16 protein-coding genes and 2 pseudogenes are annotated in these 16,559 nt (G+C 53.8%); 13 read left to right on the top strand and 5 right to left on the bottom strand.

What is annotated here, in order from left to right:
* The first annotated feature begins 39 nt into the window (after positions 1-39).
* The 13 genes from frr (at position 40) to BBOH_RS00450 (ending at position 10,660) form a co-directional block, all read left to right on the top strand.
* Positions 40-594 carry a ribosome recycling factor gene (gene frr / locus BBOH_RS00390; protein WP_033520168.1) on the top strand — a complete coding sequence of 185 codons (555 nt, stop codon included), beginning with the start codon at positions 40-42 and terminating at the stop codon, positions 592-594.
* An 80-nt stretch (positions 595-674) separates the two neighbouring features.
* Entirely contained in the window at positions 675-1,676 is a 1,002-nt protein-coding gene (locus BBOH_RS00395; protein WP_033520169.1) for a phosphatidate cytidylyltransferase, read from the top strand.
* A gap of 74 nt (positions 1,677-1,750) precedes the next feature.
* Positions 1,751-2,941 carry a dual-specificity RNA methyltransferase RlmN gene (rlmN, locus tag BBOH_RS00400; RefSeq protein ID WP_033520170.1) on the top strand — a complete coding sequence of 397 codons (1,191 nt, stop codon included), beginning with the start codon at positions 1,751-1,753 and terminating at the stop codon, positions 2,939-2,941.
* A gap of 691 nt (positions 2,942-3,632) precedes the next feature.
* Entirely contained in the window at positions 3,633-4,655 is a 1,023-nt protein-coding gene (gene lgt, locus BBOH_RS00405; RefSeq protein ID WP_044097994.1) for a prolipoprotein diacylglyceryl transferase, read from the top strand.
* Between the two features lie 39 nt (positions 4,656-4,694).
* The gene (gene rpe, locus BBOH_RS00410) at positions 4,695-5,360 is read left to right on the top strand and encodes a ribulose-phosphate 3-epimerase (protein ID WP_033520172.1); all 666 of its coding nucleotides are present in this window, start codon (positions 4,695-4,697) and stop codon (positions 5,358-5,360) included.
* 63 nt (positions 5,361-5,423) lie between these two features.
* Positions 5,424-5,738, top strand: a complete 315-nt coding sequence (locus BBOH_RS09125) for a nucleoside triphosphate pyrophosphohydrolase family protein (protein ID WP_237743091.1) — start codon at positions 5,424-5,426, stop codon at positions 5,736-5,738.
* Positions 5,739-6,032: 294 nt separating this feature from the next.
* Positions 6,033-6,626: a CDP-alcohol phosphatidyltransferase family protein gene (locus tag BBOH_RS00420; protein ID WP_033520173.1), complete on the top strand. Its 594-nt coding sequence runs from the start codon at positions 6,033-6,035 to the stop codon at positions 6,624-6,626.
* A 4-nt stretch (positions 6,627-6,630) separates the two neighbouring features.
* Positions 6,631-7,611 (top strand): DUF881 domain-containing protein, encoded by a 981-nt coding sequence (locus tag BBOH_RS00425; RefSeq protein WP_033520174.1) that lies wholly within the window; start codon positions 6,631-6,633, stop codon positions 7,609-7,611.
* Positions 7,611-7,943 (top strand): small basic family protein, encoded by a 333-nt coding sequence (locus tag BBOH_RS00430; protein ID WP_033520588.1) that lies wholly within the window; start codon positions 7,611-7,613, stop codon positions 7,941-7,943. Before BBOH_RS00425 ends, BBOH_RS00430 begins: the two co-directional genes overlap by 1 nt.
* Before the next feature lie 3 nt (positions 7,944-7,946).
* Entirely contained in the window at positions 7,947-8,765 is an 819-nt protein-coding gene (locus BBOH_RS00435; RefSeq protein ID WP_074428478.1) for a DUF881 domain-containing protein, read from the top strand.
* Between the two features lie 6 nt (positions 8,766-8,771).
* Positions 8,772-9,206, top strand: coding sequence for an FHA domain-containing protein (locus BBOH_RS00440; protein ID WP_033520175.1), 435 nt, complete (start codon positions 8,772-8,774; stop codon positions 9,204-9,206).
* A gap of 92 nt (positions 9,207-9,298) precedes the next feature.
* Entirely contained in the window at positions 9,299-10,255 is a 957-nt protein-coding gene (locus BBOH_RS09130; protein ID WP_237743093.1) for a MerR family transcriptional regulator, read from the top strand.
* A gap of 33 nt (positions 10,256-10,288) precedes the next feature.
* Positions 10,289-10,660 carry a hypothetical protein gene (locus BBOH_RS00450; protein WP_033520176.1) on the top strand — a complete coding sequence of 124 codons (372 nt, stop codon included), beginning with the start codon at positions 10,289-10,291 and terminating at the stop codon, positions 10,658-10,660.
* Between the two features lie 402 nt (positions 10,661-11,062).
* Here BBOH_RS00450 and BBOH_RS00455 read toward each other — a convergent pair whose 3' ends face one another.
* The 5 genes and pseudogenes from BBOH_RS00455 to BBOH_RS09490 all read right to left on the bottom strand — a co-directional run.
* A complete protein-coding gene (locus BBOH_RS00455; RefSeq protein WP_033520177.1) occupies positions 11,063-11,410 on the bottom strand; it encodes an RNA polymerase-binding protein RbpA in 348 nt (115 codons plus the stop codon).
* Positions 11,411-11,497: 87 nt separating this feature from the next.
* Positions 11,498-14,131, bottom strand: a complete 2,634-nt coding sequence (locus tag BBOH_RS00460) for a DEAD/DEAH box helicase (RefSeq protein ID WP_033520596.1) — start codon at positions 14,129-14,131, stop codon at positions 11,498-11,500.
* Between the two features lie 110 nt (positions 14,132-14,241).
* On the bottom strand, positions 14,242-14,601 hold the full coding sequence (locus BBOH_RS00465) for a hypothetical protein (protein ID WP_033520178.1): 360 nt from the start codon (positions 14,599-14,601) through the stop codon (positions 14,242-14,244).
* A gap of 10 nt (positions 14,602-14,611) precedes the next feature.
* Positions 14,612-15,700: pseudogene (locus tag BBOH_RS09485) on the bottom strand (helix-turn-helix transcriptional regulator); the annotation flags it as partial.
* Between the two features lie 75 nt (positions 15,701-15,775).
* Positions 15,776-16,516 (bottom strand): annotated as a pseudogene (locus tag BBOH_RS09490) (helix-turn-helix transcriptional regulator); the annotation flags it as partial.
* Between the last annotated feature and the right edge of the window lie 43 nt (positions 16,517-16,559).

Consider the following 16,559-nt stretch of genomic DNA (forward strand, 5'->3'; position numbering starts at 1 on the left):
ACCGTCGTCAGGCGGAGATTCAAATAATAAGGAGTTACAATGGCAAACCCAGTAGAGCAGGCCAAGGAACAGATGCAGAAGTCCGTGGAGGCCACCAAAGAGAATTTCTCCGGCATTCGTACCGGGCGTGCCAATCCGGCTCTGTTGAACGGTCTGACAGTCGATTATTATGGCGTACCGACACCGATAAAATCGGTGGCTTCGATTGGTGTTCCTGAGCCGCGGACGCTTTCCATTACCCCCTTCGACGCCTCTCAGTCGAACGCGGTCGAGAAGGCAATCCGAGATTCCGATCTTGGCGGCAGCACACGCCGTGACGGCAATGTCATTCACATGACCATGCCGGAGCTGACACAGGATCGCCGTAAGGAATACGTCAAGCTTGCCAAGACCAAGGCCGAGGACGGCAAGGTTGCGGTACGAAATATTCGGCGCAAAACCAAGGAATCCATTGATAAGTCGGTCAAGGATGGCGATCTTGGCGAGGATGAGGGCGATCGCATGCAGAAGGACCTCGACAAGGTCACCAAGGAAATCAGTGATAGCATCGACAAGCTTCTTGAAAGCAAACAAAAGGAGATCATGGAGATCTGACAGCCTGTTCACCGGCGTGGCGACCCGGATTGACAACGGTGGCTATAGACACAAATATCGATATGGACTGACGAGAAAAGATGACAACACAGGGTCAAGAGAGGCATTCGCACACTGAAGCCGCGTCGGCACTGGCCGATATCAACAAAAAGACCGGACGAAATATGCCACAAGCGGTGTTGACAGCCGTCATATTGATTGCGGCCATCGTGGCATGTCTGATGATACGTATCGAACTTTTTGTGTTCCTGGTTATCTTCTTCATGTTGTTGGCTCTGCGCGAACTTCATGTCGATTTTGCTTCAGTGCATCTGTATGTTCCTTTGGTCACCTTATGGGTCTGCTGCACCGGCACACTGATAGCGCTGTATTATGCGCCAAACCATCTGCTTGCGGCAGGCCTGGGCATAGTCATCTCCGTGCTTGCTGTCACGGTTGCCGCAAGCGCACGCCATACGGTCGGAAGGCGCTTGGCCAGTGCAATCGAAGATAAACGCAATGCCGCAGCCTCTGCAAGCGTCGAATCGGTTCAATCGAAAAACGTACGAACCAAGCCCGGGAGCGCAGGCGAAAACAGCTTCGACAATGTTGCGGTTTCAATTTTCATTGTGTTGTATGTTCTTGTGCTTGCGTCGTGCATCATTCTGCCTGAGACCTTCAACGGACACCCGGTCGCCCACGTGGTCATGGTCATTTTTCTACCTGCTCTTTCTGATACCGGCGGTCTGCTTGCTGGTGCTTTCTTTGGAAAGCACAAGCTTTCACCACGTATTTCGCCGAAGAAGTCCGTGGAGGGACTGATTGGTTCGATACTTTTTGCGATGGCTGGGGCTTTGGTCGTTTTCGCCGTTACATACCCTCAGTTGTGGTCGAGCAGATGGTGGGTGCCCGTACTGGCTGGTGTGATGGTCGGCATTGTCGGTACGTTCGGGGATCTGTGCGCCTCGATGCTTAAACGAGATATGGGCATCAAGGATATGGGGCATTTACTCAAAGGTCACGGTGGCGTCATGGATCGTGTCGATTCGATTCTTCTATGCGCGCCGTTCTTCGTCGTCTTGCTGTCGGCTACAGGTCTATGACATGGATTGTGCAAGCTGAATAAAAGCGCGATATGGAATATGAATCAGTGTGGTCTTAGGAATGTGGAACGGACATGGAGCAGGCAGTGACAGACATCGACCAAACCGTTGAAAGCGGCATCACTCCGGGAGGTCTTGAAGGAACGTTTCGTGATGTTCTTTCCAAAGACCACGCCAGGCGAGGAAAGCCGCCGCTGCATTTTGCGGACATGACCGAAAAGGAGCGAACCGCCACTGCGACTTCGCTTGGTCTGCCAAAGTTCCGTGTCAGGCAACTCGCCAATCATTATTTTGCTCATTACGATACCGACGTGGCAAATTACACGGATTTCCCAGCGCAGTTACGTTCTGATGTCCAACGCGCATTCTTTCCCCGACTCATCAGCGAAGTAACTCATCAGGTGGCTGATTCGGGTACGACCATCAAGACCCTCTGGCAGCTGTTCGACGGCTCACATATCGAGTCTGTGCTCATGCGCTATCCCAATCGTGCGACGCTGTGCATCTCAAGCCAGGTCGGTTGCGGCATGGGATGCCCTTTCTGCGCCACTGGCTCATTGGGCTTGACCCGCAACCTTTCCGCTGCGGAGATCGTCGAGCAGGTGCGTGTCGCGGCCAAGGCGATGGCCGAAGGAAAAGTCGCCGGAGGTCCGGGAAGGCTGAGCAATGTAGTGTTCATGGGTGAGGGTGAACCGATGGGCAACTACAGGTCCGTGCTCGCGGCAGTGCGCATGATCAGCGCTGAACCGCCCTTCGGTTTCGGCATTTCGGCAAGGAACATCACCGTTTCCACTGTTGGCGTGGTACCTGGCATCAAAAAGCTGACCGCCGAAGGCATCCCCGTGCGCCTTGCGGTTTCCCTGCATGCCCCTAGCGACGAACTGCGCAATGAGCTGGTGCCGATGAACCGTCGCTTTGATTCCGGTCAGGTGCTCGATGCCGCCCACGATTACTATTTGACCAGCCATCGGCGGGTCAGCATCGAATATGCCTTGATGCGCGGCATTAACGACCAGCCAGAACACGCTCGCCTTCTGGCACGCCGTCTCAACCATTATGGCGACCATTGGGTCCATGTAAATCCCATCCCTCTCAACCCCATCGAGGGGTCGAAGTGGACAGCCTCGAAACCTGAGGATGAAGTCCGGTTCCTTGAGATACTGAACAGCGCGGGCATTCCGGCCACGTTGCGCGACACGCGTGGGTCGGATATCGATGGTGCCTGTGGTCAGCTTGCTGCGCGAGTTCTCAACAAGCGAAGCTAGCGCCAAAAGGCCATACGGTGAAAGATGAATGCCATAACGACAGCCGCAAGGGTTATCCCGTGTCTTGATGTGGCCGACGGACGCGTGTTCAAAGGCGCGCACTCTGTGAACATCTCAAGGACGTTGGGGGCCGGGTGCAACCGGCAGCGCGCCATTACAACGCAGGTGCCGATGAGCTGACGGTTCTTGGCTTTACCACCTAAAGCAATACCCATCGACGCACATGTTCGACACCGTTACAAGGGTCGCTGGAGAGGTTTCATTCCGTTGTGGTGGGCGGGAGCGTGCACGCGGGAAGACGTGGACGCTCCCGCCCAGATACAGGGTCGATACAATAAGTGTCGATACGCCGCCATCAATAATTCGAATCCGATCAGCGCCGTGACTGGACGCTTCGGCAGTCAGGTTCTTGTTGCTTTCGATCGACGCTAGGCGCGAACGTGGTCAGCCGCACACCGAATTTAGTTTTGAAGTCACGATTGCGGGTGGACGATAGAACACGGGGGTTGATGCGGTGAGTGCGGTCTGTCACGCCGGTTCCCGTTCATGTTTTGGAGCCGGAGGATCTTTGCCTGTCGTCGTGCGTTCACGTGCAGAACATAACCGGCAAATAATGAGCGAGGTCCTCGAAGGGGTCACTTGCGCGTATGATGGCGCACAATGATTCAGAGCCGCGTGATTTTGAGGTGCCATGACGTTACAACATGTTTCAACAGCCATTGCGAGCCGTGCGCTTGCCTATATCCCTTCCCCCTCGATTTCTCAGTTCAAAGTCGGTCCGTTGACGATTCGCTTTTATGCGCTCTGTATCCTTGCCGGCATTATCCTTGCAGTATGGATCACTGCGAGGCGCTGGAAGAAGGTAGGGGGAAATTTCGACCAGATTCTCGACATCACCCTCGTCTGTGTTCCATGTGGAATCATCGGGGCGCGCCTGTATCACGTAGTGACCACTCCGGAACGTTTCTTCGGACCTAATGGAGACCCTGTCGAAATTCTTCGCATCTGGAACGGTGGGCTGGGCATCTGGGGAGGCGTGCTTCTCGGAGGGTTGGCAGCGTGGGTCTGGTGTCGTCATAAGCACTATCCAACGGCCCTTCTTGCAGATGCCGTGGCTCCGGGTTTGCTTGTGGCGCAAGCCGTGGGAAGGCTCGGCAACTGGTTCAACCAGGAACTATACGGTGCGCCGACGAAACTGCCTTGGGGACTGAAACTGAACTCAACCGGTTCGGCCATCGGACACGAGGAACAATGCTACGACGGCACGAGCTGTCCGACAGGAACGTTGTTCCACCCGACGTTCCTTTATGAGATGGTTTGGAATCTTGTCGGGGCCGCGATAATCGTCTGGATTGGCCGTAAAGCCGCGAAACGCATCAAAGCCGGAAGTCTTTTCGTGATCTACGTAATGTGGTACACCGCGGGTCGCACCTGGATCGAGGCTTTGCGAATCGACTTTGCGCACGTAATTTTCGGCATGCGTGTCAATGTGTGGATTTCCATGATTGCGTTCATTTTCGCGGTCGTTGCGTTCGTTATTCTACAGCGTACCGGCTCCCGACAGGTGGCTTTGGTGGAACAATTACGCACCCTGACCGAGGTTGAGATTCAGGCACAGTCCGATGGGCAATCGCGTCGACAGGCTTCCAAGCAGAATTCTTCACATGCCGAGGTTGGTCATGAAGCATGTGATTCCAAAAAATCTCAGGAGTGACCGCGTCCAAGTCGTTCGTCTTGCCTAGGATAGGGAGCCATGAGCATTCAAATAGCACCCAGTATTCTTTCGGCGGATTTCTGCAACCTCGAGCGCGATCTCAAAGCCATTGACCATGCCGATATGGTTCATGTGGATGTAATGGACCATCACTTTGTGCCCAATCTGACCTTGGGCGAGCCCATTGTGGGACGCATCTGCGAAGTAACGGATTTGCCGGTGGACGTTCACCTGATGATTGACGATCCTGATCGATGGGCTCCGGAGTATGCCAAGCTCGGTGCGGCCTCCGTCAGCTTCCACATGGGTGCGACGCACGCACCGGTGCGTCTGGCGCGACAACTGCACGACATGGGTTGCAAAGCCTGTTTCGCGGTGCGGCCTGCGGAACCGGTGGAGCCGATTTTCGATATTCTCGATGAGTTCGACATGATTTTGATCATGACGGTGGAACCCGGATTCGGTGGGCAGAAGTTCCTTGCCAATCAAATGGGCAAGGTACGTAGACTGCGTGATGAAATTACGGCACGCGGCTTGTCCACGCACATTCAGGTCGATGGTGGGGTAAGCCCACAGACTGCCCATATCGTCGCGGACGCGGGTGCTGACGTTCTGGTGGCAGGTTCGGCCGTATACGGTGCCCAGGATCGTGCGAATGCGATTGACGAGATTCGAAACAAGGCGCAGGCAGCATACCAATCTTAAAACGCATATTGACATGTGCAGCGACCCGTTCGATCAAGCATCATACAAGAAGAAGGCGGAACAATGAAGACATTCGAATCACTGTTCGCAAAACTGAGCGACAAGGCTCTCGGTCGTCCTGCCCAGTCAAAGACGGTTGAAGAACGCAATCAGGGCTCCCACTTCATCGGCAAGAAAATCGTAGCAGAGGCCGGTCATATATGTCTTGCCGCTGAACATGAAGGCGCCGACCGTACAGCCGAAGAAATCAGCCAGCTCATATTTGATAGCAGATGTCGTTTTAACTGGCACCACTGTGCGCAACGCGGGGCTTCATGTCTTCGCAGAGCCCTTGTTGGAATCCGTTTTCATCCTTATTCGCGTCTCGCATATGGATGAAAACGGCAAGAACCCCATCGTCGTCAAGCGTCGGCTGGAAGGCGTGAATACTGCCAGGCCGTATGTCATAATATATTATGATGTGCCGGTCTCACAGGTTTCCGTTGCCGTCGCCGTGACATCGGGACTGTAGAGTCCCGTTATCTTGCCGTTGCATGACAAAAATTGGTGCGCTCTGCGCGTCATGGTCCCAAGGAGAAGGTCAACTAACTGATGGACGGTCTTTACGGTGTAGGTTCTTACGCCATCATCGTTACCGCTTTGCAGGCCTCACGTATCTAGAATCGCAGTTTTATGAAGATGCCCACCAAACGTTACAGTCCCGATGCGAGGGATATATATCTGACCGTTCCGAATGCCATCAGTGCATTGCGTATCGTTTCCATACCATTTATCGCTTGGTTGGTAGCAAAGCATCAGATGGTTCCGGCCCTTTTCGTTCTGGCGATCTCGGCCGCCAGTGACGGACTGGACGGAATCATTGCACGCAGGTACAATCAGGTCAGTAAAATTGGGCAGATACTCGATCCAATCGCGGATCGGCTGCTTATTTTTTGCAGTATTTTAGCGCTCGGTCTTGCGGGCATCATTCCTATGTGGATGCTTGTTGTGGTCGCATTGCGGGATATGCTGCTGCTCGTGCTGATCGTCATTCTCGCACAATACGACTATGGGCCACTGCCGGTGCATTTCATAGGCAAGGCCGGAACGGCTTTGATGATGATTTCCATCACAGCACTGATTTTTGCCGATTTGTGGCGTAATTCGTTTGCGGACATGCTTCATCTGGCGGCGTTGGCCGCAGGAATCTGGGGCATCGCGCTGTATTGGATGGCCGGTTACATCTATGTGCGTCAGGGTGTCAGGCTGATCAGGGATAGCCAGTAACTCCATGAGAAACCTAGACGGCATGCCAAGAACCTTCCCGGTCAACGCCACGAATGCGCCCGTGAGGCGGCGTGCTGTCTTCTCAAGGGGAGCGGTCGGCATCGATGCGAACCATGTTGGCGCCACAGATGACCAGACGCTTCAACAGCGGCATCGCAGGCGACCGGATGACGACAGTCTGCGTCTGATTGACGATCTGACGAATCGACCTATGGATCCACTGTTTTCGGACGCGCTGTTGACCCAGAAACGCCCCCGTTCACCACTGACTGTTTTTTTGACAAAAATGGTCGTCTTCGTTCTGTGCATTGTCGTGGGTATGGCCGGTGCGATTTTCGTACGTCAATTGCACACGGATCCGCGTAAACAGGTCAGAGAAAGCCTAATCGGCGAACTCCAACAAGAGAATACGAATTTCGATAAACTCAACAACGAGGTGAATCGCCTTCATGCAGATGTCGTCAAAAAGACCCGGACGATGCCTGTCGATGTCGATGATCCGACGTTGAACAGCGACGAGATGTCCAACGGCATGATCGCGGTCAAAGGCTCGGGGGTTGTAATCACCGTTGCCGATCCGGGAGCCGCCAACGATAAACAGCCTGGTTTCAACCCTCGTGAAAAGACGACCGGACATTTCAAACGTGTTGTCACTGACGCGGATTTACAGCATGTCGTACGTCTGCTTTGGCAACACGGGGCCGAGGCGATCGCAATCAACGGCAATCGCGTAGGAGTGTCCACCTCGGTGCGTACTGCAGGTCAGACCATTCTCATTGGCATCAATCAGGTTACCAGTCCTTATAATATAGAGGCGATAGGCGATGCGAAGGATATGCGGACCGTCTTCGATGCGCCGGCTTCGGCTCAGTTCTACCGTGAGCTGAATGACGCCGGCATACATCCACAGGTTAGACCTGCGGTAACCTTGAAGTTACCGGCGGCCGAGTCCAAAGACCTGACCTATGCGAAAGAGAGGGAATGATGGCAGCTGTGCTCGGGCTTATCATAGGTGTGATCGTCGGGATTTTCGTCAAACCTGACATTCCGATCGTCCTGCAGCCATATCTTCCCATCATGGTTGTTGCCGCGCTAGACGCATTGCTTGGAGCAGCACGGTCGTATTTCGAGCGTTCATTCTCCGATCGTGTTTTCATTATCTCATTCATTTCGAATGTTTTGACGGCCACATTGCTTGTGCTTCTCGGCAACCAGCTTGGCGTCGGTTCACAACTGCAAACAGCGGTGATCGTGGTACTGGGCATTCGTATATTCTCGAATGTGTCCGCCATTCGTCGCTTCATCTTCAAGGGGTGAGTGATGGTAAAGCTTTCTTCCTGGACCAAACATAGCGGCAAATCGCGGATCAACGACGCAAGCGGTTCGGTAAATGACGAGACGGCAACGGGTTCATTCCCGGTAATCCGTAAAAAACCACCGCGTCTGGTCGAAGGCAGTAGAATGGCCAGACTGCTCTCAAGCCTGTTAATCGCCGTGCTGTGTGCTTCGCTCGGCTGGGGGTATGTCATCCAGCTCAATAACTCCACCTCCATCTATGAGACGATGAGCGAGGAGGAATTGACACGCCTGATCGGCGAGACCAGCACGCAGGCCCAAAGCCTCCAACAGCGGAAAACCGAGCTATCCAACCAACTGAATATGCTTCAGGAAGCGGCCAACAAACAGCAGGAGGCGCAGCGTATCGCCAAACAGAATGAACAGACCAGTGGCCTGCTTTCCGGCAGGTTACCGGCAACCGGCAAAGGCGTGGTTATTACGATTGACAGGGGATCCAGACAGCGAGTGGATGCTTCGACCATGTTCCAGCTACTTGAAGAGTTGCGGAATGCAGGAGTCGAAGTTATGGAACTGAACGATGTGCGGATTGTCACTTCCACGTATATCGATGACACTAAGAACGGTCTGATCTGTGATGGGAAAAACATCAGTGCGCCCTATACTCTGAAGGCCATAGGAGATCCGCAGAACTTGCAGAATGCGGTTACGATTGCCGGGGGAGTCGGTTCACGACTCAAGGTGAAGTTTGGTTCCGAGGTGACGGTGACCCCTGACGATAACATTGAAATCAGCAAGACACGACAGCCTAGCCAGTATAAATACGCAAAGACTATAGAATAGGGAATTATGACCAATCCGATTCCAAGCGCAGGGGAGACCACGATCATCGGTCTGCCTGCAGTAAACATCCCTGTCACTTTGACGGGCGACCGTCCACTCACTCAGGACGATCTGGATACCATCACCCGTCTTTCGCCCGGTTCAGCACTGCTTGTTTCGACGCGCGGCGCCGTGTCGGGTTCCAGATACTTGTTGGATGAAGACAAAGTGACCGTTGGACGTGATCCACATTGCGATATTCTGCTTGACGACTCGACCGTTTCTCGTGCCCACGCAGTCTTTCGCAGGTTTGGCGATGGTTTCGTCATTGACGATTCCGGAAGCCTTAACGGCACGTATGTCAACCGCGAAAGGGTGGACAGTGCGGTGTTGCGCAACGGCGATGAGATCATGATCGGTAAATTCCGTCTGGTATATTTCGCGGCTGATGCTGTGCGTTGAACATGTGATTGATTACGGGCGACAAACTCGGAAAACAGAGTGTATCACAATTCTCACCTAACAGGGGTGACATATAATCATCGAGGATGAACATGGCGACCAAAAGACTGCGGGGACAGGGCGACAACGTACCGCTTTTCGATGTTCCGGTCGGCAATGACATCCATGTGGCAACCGATTCACCCAGCACCGACGCTTCGTCTAGCCGCTCGGGCGGACCGGGAAGTTCCCGTCACCTAGATTCCGTCGATTCGACTGTGTCCAATCATTCCCATTCTTCAACCCGGTCGGTGCCGGCATCAGCCAACATGGAGATCGTCGAAGCCGACCAAGAACGCGACAGATCGTCAACATCACCAGTCATCACTCCACGCAGACCTGTTTCAACGCTTAGCCCCAAACCTCAGTCCGTTCGTGCCCGTACATCAAAACGAATGCCGGGCAACGCATCCACGCATGTTCAACCGTCGGTGTTGGTTCAGGGAGATATTTTCGACCTACTTGAAAACAACGGTGAAGTCAAGGGATACCGTGGCGTGGTGGCGTCGAAAATCGCGGGAATCACCTACCGTCAGCTCGACTACTGGGCACGCAAACGTATTTTGGAGCCTTCAATCAACCCCTCCAGCGGTTCGGGTTCTCGTCGTTTATACTCGTTCAAGGATATCCTGATTTTAGCAGTATCCAAACGATTGTTGGACACAGGCGTCAATCTGCAGAACGTCACGGCGGCCATTACGTTTTTGAATCGCCAGACCGTGGACGCGTTGGAGCACATGACCATCATTTGCAATGGAACCAGTGTCAGGCAGTGTCGTGAAGATGAACAGGTTCTTGATCTGGTGGAGGAAGGTACTGCCATTTTCGCCGTTTCCGTCGGAAAAATGTGGCATGAAGTTGATTCGGCACTTCAAGATCAGCCGTGCGTCACAGTGAGTTCTGGAGCGATATCCGAAGGATTGCCCACTCAGCCCATCGAGGACTTGATGGAGCGGAGGATGCGTGAAAAGATCGAGACACAGCGTCTGGAGCGAACGAAAATAGCATAGAGAAATGGCAAGCGGGCAGAGGAAGGGATCGGTATGATGCGGCTTATTCCTGCTTTGTGTTGGGTGATGGCTGTGCTTTGGTGTTTGGCCATTGCCGTAATCGCAATACACAAAGGTGCGTTGCATATTAAATCTACTATCTCAAAAACGCGTTTCCTGACTATTGGTCAGGTCGTCGCCCAGATGATTTCGGTGGTTCTGGCATGCGTGCCCTATGGCTGTTATCCAGCGATCGTCGAACATCTGTCGAACCAAGTGGACATGTGGTATTCAAAAGTCTCGATACCATCTGCAATCTATATGGGAATCATGTTGTTGGCTGATATCGTACTGCTGATCATGCAGGCCCATCTGGCTGACGTCAGCCATGCCGGGAATATTGCCGACAAGAACGTTGCGGATTGAGAGCGCAACGCTCGTCGTTGTATATATTTCTATGTGTCAGTGGTGATTTTTTACGTGCGAATATCAGCATGACCATATATACGTTTATCCGATAATGTACGTTATGTCAGATTTACAATATGGCATCATGAGTTTACATTATGTGCCACTCAACATTTGAACTTCGTAACGAAGCACCACTCCTCCGTTCGACTTTGTTATGGGTTGGCGCGGTTGTTTAGGGGCAACCCTTTTGAATGCGATAAGGATGACTTACGATTGCATGCTTTTGATCGCGTCACTGACGTGGTGTTCTTACTTCAATGGAACGTGTCAAAGAGTCTCCGAAATCAATATGAAAAAGCCGGACTCCTACACAATATAGGCGAGTCCGGCATTTAGAACGTCACTTGCCAATAAGGCTCACTCGTAATCCGGGAACCATCCGTCACGGTGCATTTTCAGACGCTTATCGAGCAGCTCCTTGAGTTCCTCCTCGCTACGGCGTTCCTTGAGCATGTCCCAGTGAGTACGAACCGGTTTTCCTGCCTCATCCAAGTCATTTCCATCGGAATTCTCGAGCTTGGCAATACGCCCACAACGACACTCCCATTCAGCCGGTGCCTCCGCACCCTCTGCGAAAGGAAGAATCGTCCGATGACCCTCCGGGCATACGTAGACGACTTCGCTACGATCTGCGAAGTCCACGTTGTCATCCGATTCCAATGATTTCGCACCGATACTCATACCGCGCAGACTGCGTTCCGCCATAGGAGCCTCCCCTTTATTTGACATCGATATTCCAACAGTACAAAACAGTTCCGACGTGCCTAATATTCCACAAGATAACTTCGTGTGTCAGTCAACACCTGAATAAGCCACAATATCACGATTTACTGCGACCGCAGCCTGGTGGGCGATATTGCCCAGGCTTGGATCGGTGTCTTCGTAGTATTCGGAGGCCGCTGCAATCTGACGAAGAATGTCGGCCAGCCTTTTTGCGTTACGAACAAAATCACCGCCGGTCAGCTCGGTTCCCATGAGAATCGAAGACAGACTTCTTCCATTGGCCCAGTCATGCATAACATCGACCAGCCCGAAATTCAGCGGTTCCATAGGTTCCAAACCAGCATCATCGCACATTGCTGAAACGCGGCCGAACACATGCCTTAATGTCGCGCATGCCTGCGCTACCTGGCCATCGGCTCCGCCGGGATACCGTCGTGGTTCGTTGCCGCTGCCCCTCCTGGACTGGTAGACCAGTGAGGAAAGTACCGCGGCAAGCTCCGGTGCATCAAGTCCGGACAGTACGCCATTTTCAATGGCTTCCGCCAGAACGAGATCGTATTCGCTATAAAGATGTCTGAGCAGCTGACCACGCTTGGTCAAAAGATAGTCCTGACCCTCCATTTGCCGTTTTTGAAGTGGTTGCTTGTTTGACCGACGCGAATCACTTGCAGGCTCGTTCGGATCAAGGTATCCCAACAGCGTAAGTATGGCGCAAATCCGGTCGAACTGGCGTGCGACGGAGCCGGTGCGAGAATCGTAACGTTCTTCGGTGCGTGTCAGTTCCTTGCGTTCCCTCAACCAACGATTGCCCCATTTCAGGTGTGCATCGAGGTCCGGGCATGATCGGCATGGATGATCGGCTTCGGCTTGCTTCAGATAGGCGATGCGGGAGTCAAGCTCACGATATGCCTGCCTGCGATCGTCCTCGTCTGAAAATTGACGACGCTTGAGTTTGCGGCGCCCGTCGCGCTGCAAATCGGACAGCTCGCGACGTATGGTCATGAACTCTTTGAAATCGCCCATCGAACAACGGAAAGCATGCTCATAGTTGACAATGGAATGCTGCAGCAGGCTCATACGCGATTCAAGGCTTGAAGCCGAAGCATTCGCCTCCCACTGAGCAAACGAATGGTCCAAGGTATCGTGGGCCTTGTCATAGCTACTGCTGTTGAGGAGGTTGACTGCCATATTGAATGTCGGTTTGAAACTCGAATGTATCGGATATACGCGTTTGCTTGACAGTGAAGCGGCCGTGGTCGGCACGAACCCACGGTGATCGACGACCACCGCGTGACCCAGGCTGTCGATGCCACGGCGACCCGCTCTGCCCGTCAGCTGGGTGAACTCCCCCGGCGTCAAAGCGACATGATCGACACCATTGAATTTCTCAAGCTTTTCGACCACGACGCACCTGGCCGGCATGTTGATCCCCAGAGCCAACGTTTCGGTGGCGAACACCATTTTTACCAGTCCTTCATCGAACAAACGTTCGACAATCTGACGGAAAAGAGCCACCATTCCCGCATGATGCGGCGCAAACCCCTCCTCCAGAGCAAAACGGAATCGCGCAAAATCAAGGGCTTTGAGATCCTCTTTGGGAAGCTGACCTTCGACCATCTCATCGACGATGCGTCGGATACGTATGACCTCATCGTCCGTGGTGAGTTCCAGACCGGCGTCAAGACATTGCTGCACGGCTTCGTCGCAACCGTTACGAGAAAAGATGAAGTATATTCCAGGAAGCATACCCAGGAAATCAAGCTCATCAACCACGGCCGAACGTCGTGGGGCGCGTCTTTGCGGGTGGTGGCGCGACATGGTCTGCGCGTGGCTCTTTCCCGTGCCGCGACGACGGCGACCTCGTCCGGCCGACTGCCGGTCGTCGCTGCGCGCTCGAGGATCATTACGGGCGGCCAACCTGTCGAGTTGGTCAATTCTGTCAAGTAGCCTCGTGTTGAGCACGGCCGTCTGTACATCATGCTTGTCGCGCTGGTACAGATCAAATAGTTCGGGCTCATGCTCGGCGTCCCGTTGCACCATGACATGCTGTTCCAACGGTACTGGTCGATGCTCCGAAACGACGAGCTTGGTCGGCCCGCGCACCGATCGGATCCACGAACAGAAGTCCTCCACGTTGGAAACCGTAGCTGAAAGAGCGACGATTTTTATGGACTTGGGCAAGTGGATGATCACTTCTTCCCAAACGGGCCCGCGGAACTGATCTGCCAGATAATGTACCTCATCAAGAATCACGTACCGCAAGGCACGCAGCGTCTCGGAGTTCTCATACAACATATTGCGCAGGACTTCAGTAGTCATCACCACGATGTTGGCCTCTGAGTTGATGGAGGTGTCTCCCGTCAGAAGTCCCACATTGTCCGCACCATAAGCCTCGCACAGATCATGGTATTTCTGGTTGCTCAACGCCTTGATCGGCGTGGTGTAGAAGGCTTTCACGTTATGTTCCCGAGCCAGATACATCGCGAAATCTGCGATGACGGTCTTGCCTGCGCCAGTAGGCGCTGCCACGAGCACGTTCTGACCATTTTCAAGTGCCCGGTTTGCTTCCAATTGAAACGGATCAAGCTCGAAAGGCAGCGATCGTGCGAATTGCGCGACAAGCGTGTCGTCGTAAGCCTGACGACTGCGGAAGGCCGCATAGCGTTGCGCCGGCGAGAGGCCGGCACTTTCACCGGCGACCATCGATAAATCCTCGTCCCGATGGTTGGAAAACGCTTTGTTGCCTATACGGTCATGAATAAGGTCACGTTCGTGCTGAGTGGAACCGTGACGGCGATGATGGGAATGCTTGGTCATCGAATCGAAGTCTTGCTTTCTTCGGCGAGGTCTGTGGCTGGAATCGGTTGGGATTGCCAACGGTTCCAAGTATCCGCATGACGATTCTGGTTAGCCTGTTTACGTCGGATGACCGCTTCGTGTTTTTTGCTGTAGCGCGAAGCGGAAACCCGGATCGGTTCGGTAAAGGCTGGCCTGAACTCGGTGCGGTCAGGTAAACACAGCTGTTGCATCTGTTCGAGATACGGCGATGCTTTCCCCATCGATCCGGAAATCTGTTGAGCCAGGTCCGAACCGCGTCTGACCACGTAGACGACTGCCAGTATGAAAACGGCCAACGCCAATATGACCAGAATAAGCCACGTCCACCAACGCATTATGGCCTCCCTATTCGGTCTCTAGACTCAGTTCGCGCTGTGCCCTGGCCACGATCATGGAACGTAGAGTGTCTGGCGCCACAGCCACGATGTGACGGGCGTGGGCGATGGCGAAAGCGACGAACCACGAATCGGATGAAACAGTCAGATACACCTTCTCGCCTTGTCCGCAGGGCTCGACGGTCGCTCCTTGAATGCGCTTGATGAACGGCAGTCCCTTTTCATCAGTGACGAACACAGCTGGAGTGCCGTTGTCGAAACTCCACTTACGGAGTTCGGCTACCGGCACATCCGGAATCTCCAACCTTCCCAAGGGCTTGACCAACGTCGCCTTTTCGATGCGTGAAAGCCGCAACACCTGCCAGATGCGAGGCAGCCCATTGGCCTTGTTGATGGTCGTGTCCTTGGAAACGAACCGTTTTTCATCCTCGGGCGCCACCGCATCGACATCCGTCCAGACCGCTACGTAATACTTTCCTTCATCTGCGAAAATCTTGGATGGAGCCACAAGCTTACGGCGCGTACGACCGGTTCCGTCGGTGTATTCCATGTCGAGCAACGATTCGGTGCTGATGGCGCGTTTGACCATATCGAAGCTGTTCGGCTCCACCTCATAGCCGGTCAGACTCAGCCAAGGGGTCTCCCCTGGTTTGACATGCTGCCGTAGGCGCATATAGAGATCCTCGGCCTGTTCTCGTTGTTCGGCCGGCAACAATGAGGAGTGCGCAAGATAACTGACCGAAGCGGTCAACATACTCAAATATTGTTGTGAAATACCTGCCAGACGCTCAAGTCCGAGCGAATTGGTGGCCGACACGATGCCCTCGGCATCCAACAGCGACCAATCAATGTCAAAGAACTGGCTTCCGGCCATCTCACCATCATCCGAAACGGTCGTCAACGTGTTGATGTCTTTACGGATGACCGCGATTGACTTCTTCTTTTCTTCCTCGGTCTGCGGTTCTCCGATAAAACGCTCGGCCAACTCTCCAAGCGAATACTCCTCGCCTAGATGAGCCGACAAAAATAGCATAAGTCGCAATCGTCGGTCCACTTCGCTGCCGGTCTGGAAGGATTGCGAATGTTTGGCATGAGACTTGGCGTCTTCCGGGTCGACACCCTCCATGTTGGTCTTGCTGATGGAACGGGCCACGACCTTTCGAGCGCCTTTGCCGGATGTCTCGTCCGCAAGCACGAATTCAAGAGCCGCATTAAGCCTGCGGTTCCAGGCGTCCACGGCCTCCTGGGGAGACACGATGAAGGCTCCGGGATGTTCGAGCACAAACATTGCCAGATCGTCGGAATCGCTGTATGCGACGTTCATGTGTTCACCGTCGACATCCACCGTTGCCGCGAAATGTCGCGAATCGATGACTTTGACGAATGAATCGGGAATCGGCTGCGTTCCAAGTCCCGGCGCTATGGAATCAAGGCCAAGACCAGGGGTCGGGGTCTGCGGCACACGCGGTGCCGTGCGGGATGCATGCTGCTCCTCGTGCTTTGACGAGGAGGATGAAATGGACATGGAGCGGGCAAGATAATTGGCTGCCGCAAGTACCGGCATATCCTCAGGCAAAAACCTCAGACGCACTCTCGGTTCGTCTCCAAGTTGCAAACGGTAGGAGGCGAAATCCTGCCCTTCCGACTTGGATGAATATTCGGGCTGTCGCGATTCGATGGCTATGCCCATGGCCGCGAGCTTGGCGCGATCCCTCTGAAATTGCTTGGCGAAAGCTGCCTTCGCCGCCTGATCGGCCAATTCTCCGTACGAATCGGCATACGCCTTGACCCGCTGCGCAATCTGCCGGGAAGTCAGCCATTGGGGGAACGCGGACGAAAGCACAGCCAAGACATCCAGTTCGTGCTTGCCCCACTTGTCGGAGAATCGCCGCCTCCCGTTGCTTCCTTCTGCCATTAGTCCTCACGTATCATTACCATTGCATTGCATATCTTGGGTG

Origin of the sequence: Bifidobacterium bohemicum DSM 22767 (assembly GCF_000741525.1) — a bacterium.
Lineage (GTDB): Bacteria > Actinomycetota > Actinomycetes > Actinomycetales > Bifidobacteriaceae > Bifidobacterium > Bifidobacterium bohemicum.

What these genes read in the sequence shown, in the direction of transcription:
- frr (WP_033520168.1), top strand. Translation starts at nt 40, where the DNA reads ATGGCAAACCCAGTAGAGCAGGCCAAGGAACAGATGCAGAAGTCCGTG.
- BBOH_RS00395 (WP_033520169.1), top strand. Translation starts at nt 675, where the DNA reads ATGACAACACAGGGTCAAGAGAGGCATTCGCACACTGAAGCCGCGTCG.
- rlmN (WP_033520170.1), top strand. Translation starts at nt 1,751, where the DNA reads ATGGAGCAGGCAGTGACAGACATCGACCAAACCGTTGAAAGCGGCATC.
- lgt (WP_044097994.1), top strand. Translation starts at nt 3,633, where the DNA reads ATGACGTTACAACATGTTTCAACAGCCATTGCGAGCCGTGCGCTTGCC.
- rpe (WP_033520172.1), top strand. Translation starts at nt 4,695, where the DNA reads ATGAGCATTCAAATAGCACCCAGTATTCTTTCGGCGGATTTCTGCAAC.
- BBOH_RS09125 (WP_237743091.1), top strand. Translation starts at nt 5,424, where the DNA reads ATGAAGACATTCGAATCACTGTTCGCAAAACTGAGCGACAAGGCTCTC.
- BBOH_RS00420 (WP_033520173.1), top strand. Translation starts at nt 6,033, where the DNA reads ATGAAGATGCCCACCAAACGTTACAGTCCCGATGCGAGGGATATATAT.
- BBOH_RS00425 (WP_033520174.1), top strand. Translation starts at nt 6,631, where the DNA reads ATGAGAAACCTAGACGGCATGCCAAGAACCTTCCCGGTCAACGCCACG.
- BBOH_RS00430 (WP_033520588.1), top strand. Translation starts at nt 7,611, where the DNA reads ATGGCAGCTGTGCTCGGGCTTATCATAGGTGTGATCGTCGGGATTTTC.
- BBOH_RS00435 (WP_074428478.1), top strand. Translation starts at nt 7,947, where the DNA reads ATGGTAAAGCTTTCTTCCTGGACCAAACATAGCGGCAAATCGCGGATC.
- BBOH_RS00440 (WP_033520175.1), top strand. Translation starts at nt 8,772, where the DNA reads ATGACCAATCCGATTCCAAGCGCAGGGGAGACCACGATCATCGGTCTG.
- BBOH_RS09130 (WP_237743093.1), top strand. Translation starts at nt 9,299, where the DNA reads ATGGCGACCAAAAGACTGCGGGGACAGGGCGACAACGTACCGCTTTTC.
- BBOH_RS00450 (WP_033520176.1), top strand. Translation starts at nt 10,289, where the DNA reads ATGATGCGGCTTATTCCTGCTTTGTGTTGGGTGATGGCTGTGCTTTGG.
- BBOH_RS00455 (WP_033520177.1), bottom strand. Translation starts at nt 11,410, where the DNA reads ATGGCGGAACGCAGTCTGCGCGGTATGAGTATCGGTGCGAAATCATTG.
- BBOH_RS00460 (WP_033520596.1), bottom strand. Translation starts at nt 14,131, where the DNA reads ATGGTCGCCGGTGAAAGTGCCGGCCTCTCGCCGGCGCAACGCTATGCG.
- BBOH_RS00465 (WP_033520178.1), bottom strand. Translation starts at nt 14,601, where the DNA reads ATGCGTTGGTGGACGTGGCTTATTCTGGTCATATTGGCGTTGGCCGTT.